The 2,879-nt window shown below is 56.5% G+C and carries 2 protein-coding genes; one reads left to right on the top strand and one right to left on the bottom strand.

Annotated elements, in window-relative coordinates; genetic code table 11:
- The first annotated feature begins 90 nt into the window (after positions 1-90).
- Positions 91-1,974, top strand: a complete 1,884-nt coding sequence (locus UU9_RS17175; RefSeq protein ID WP_007083037.1) for a DUF262 domain-containing protein — start codon at positions 91-93, stop codon at positions 1,972-1,974.
- A gap of 13 nt (positions 1,975-1,987) precedes the next feature.
- Here the strand turns inward: UU9_RS17175 and UU9_RS17170 are convergent, their stop codons facing one another.
- A complete protein-coding gene (locus UU9_RS17170) occupies positions 1,988-2,611 on the bottom strand; it encodes a hypothetical protein (RefSeq protein ID WP_007083036.1) in 624 nt (207 codons plus the stop codon).
- Between the last annotated feature and the right edge of the window lie 268 nt (positions 2,612-2,879).

Here is a 2,879-nt window from a genome sequence, read left to right as displayed (position 1 = left end):
ATAGATCAGAGCATCCTTAGTTGGTCACTTCGTTTCTCCTAACGGCGGGTGCCGCTGTAAGATCGCAGGCCTTACAACAGGGGACGGGGCATGGAAGCGAAAGCACGCAATCTCGAACGCATTTTCGAGCGAACGATCCAATACCAGATTCCCTTGTTTCAGCGCCCGTATGTCTGGGACGAGCAGCGCAACTGGGAACCGCTCTGGGATGACATTCAGGGGCTGTTGAACAAATTGCTGCGCAAAGGCAGTGTCCATCCCCACTTCCTGGGCGCTGTTGTCCTGGAACAATTGGGCAATGCCACCGGATCTGTCGAAAGCCGTCAGGTGATCGACGGACAACAGCGTTTCACCACCCTCCAACTGTTCCTGGTCGCCTGCCGCGATCACGCCGCCTCGCTCGAAAGTGAGAAGTATGTGGAGCGGTTTGGAGATCTGGTCAGCAACCGCCCCAACAAGATTGATCATGAGGTGGAAGCATTCAAGCTCTGGCCGACCAACGGCGATCGCCCGGCCTTTCGCCTGGTGCATGAAGTCGGATCCGCCGCAAAACTCGACGAACAACTCAAATCCAAACCTGAGTTGCGCAGTTCCAACATCGTTGGCGCTTACCGATATTTCTCCTCTCAGCTGGTGACTTGGTTTACCGGCAAGCTGGACGTGGTCGGTGAATCAGAGCCCGCCATGTCAATCAGTATGGGCGACAGACACGAAGCTTTGTGGCAGGTGGCGAAGGCCAGTTTGCAAATGGTTGTCATCGACCTGGATAAGGAAGATGAAACCCAAGTCATCTTTGAAACGATGAACGCCTTGGGTGAGCCCTTGCTCCCTGCTGACTTGATCAAGAACTTCCTGTTTCGGCGTGCCTCATCCGAAGGCGAGGATGTTGAAAAACTGTATGAGCAGCATTGGCGTGGGTTCGATGACAACTGGTGGCGGGTGGAAATTAAGCAAGGCCGCATCACCCGTTATCGCATCGACATCTTCCTGAATTATTACCTCGCTCTAATGACCAGTGACGAGGTGAAGTCCACGCACCTGTTCAGCATCTTCAAGGGTTTTGTGCAGAGCGCCGAGCCGGTGGAAGGCTCCCTGATCCCGCTGCCGACGACCTCTGCGGAACACATGGCGCAACTGGACCGCTACGCCAAGATCTACGCGAAATTCACCACGGCGGGTAACCATCCACGTTTGGCGTTGTTCCTGCGTCGTCTGGATGCGATAGACACCACCACGGCCTATCCTTTCCTGCTTTTTGCCTATGGCGAACTGATGCCAAATCGGCAGACCGAGTTCGATCGCCTGCTGGACGTTGTCGAATCCTTCCTCGTGCGACGGATGATCTGCGGCCTCACCCCGAAAAACTATAACCGCCTGTTCATTGACCTGATCAAGGCCGCGGACAAAGCAGGTGACGTGTCCGCATCGTTTGTCTCGACCTGGTTGGCGAAGGGCAACGGCGAAAGCGTCCGCTATCCCGACAACGAGGAACTTTTGACGGCCGTGTGGGGCATGCCGCTCTACAAGCGCTTGTCCCAGCCCAAGGTCCGCCTGGTGCTCGAAGCCCTCGAATTCGCCGCGCAGCACAACAAGTCCGAAGTGCTGGCGCTTCCTGATGGACTAACTATTGAACATGTCCTGCCGCAAAAGTGGCAGGAACATTGGCCGCTGTCAGCTGAAATCCTGGCCGATCCGGTGAAGGCGCAAGAGGCCGCAGCCGAACGCGATGGACTGCTCAACACGTTGGGCAACCTCACCTTGATCACGCCCTATCTCAACCCGGCCTTGTCGAACAGCGCTTGGTCCGACAAGCGGCCCGAGCTGTTGAAATTCGCACGGTTGAACCTCACGCGTTACTTCCACGAGCCCTCAGCTGTCGTGTGGGACGAGGCTGCCATCCGGGAGAGGACCAAGGCGTTGTTCGTGCACCTGGGACGCACGTGGCCCGATATCGAACGACCGACGGTGGTGTGACGATTGCAGGCAATCAGTCGATCAGCGTTTGAACGTGCTTCTGCACCCTTGAAGCCAGCAAGAACAGCTCCTTTGCGGAAATCTGGTTGCTTTCAGAAATCTGGAACACCTGCTCGTGGAATTGGATGCGCCGGGTGCCTGGGTCCGGATACCGGCCGGCCCACGTTGAAAAGTGCGTGAGCAATTCGAGGATGGCCTTGTCCTTCTCTGACAGATCAGGGATGAACGAGGCCAGTTGCGCCAGCTTGTGATGCTGATATTCCTTTTCATCGCTGGCGTAGCTCTCGCTTCCATCCCGGATGATCACCATGGCCTTCAAGCACACTTCAAGGCTGTAACCCACCAGCATCAACGCAACAGCACAATATTGCGTGTCGCACACACCACGGATTTTCGGTGGCAAGTGCTCAAAGGGTGGTTCGACGCGCAGCAGTGTCACCGCCGCTTCGGTGAGCGCCATGGAGTGCGACAACCAGAGCGTGGGACTTTTCAGATCATCGCTGGTCGGCGGCTTCTGCGGGTCGATTGCAAGCCCAGCGTGCTCCTGCAAGCATGCCCACTTCATCCACGCCAACATGGCATAACCGCCGGGATCCTCGCCGAACCCTTTCCGATTGGGAAGCCATGGTTCTTTCATCGTTGTCTTGGTATCCAAGGGCAGTCAGTCAAGTGTGTTCGATATCAAGGGTTTTAAGGAGCCCCTTGACGCGGCCACGCGATGGGCTGTTTGCGTAACGGACTGTCCCGTTCACAGGGCCCTTCCCATGTCTTTCTACGTCGCAAGCCTCACAAGCCTGATCTGACCACGGCCCGCGGCCGCGAACGTCAGGCGGAGTGAGAAACCTGTCCAAAACGGGAATTCACCATGCGCGACCGTCATTGCTCTAAGGATGCTCTGATCTATT

Source organism: Rhodanobacter fulvus Jip2 (assembly GCF_000264315.1).
GTDB classification, from domain to species: domain Bacteria; phylum Pseudomonadota; class Gammaproteobacteria; order Xanthomonadales; family Rhodanobacteraceae; genus Rhodanobacter; species Rhodanobacter fulvus.
Note: the sequence above shows the minus strand (reverse complement) of the source record. Positions and strands in the feature narration are given on the sequence as shown.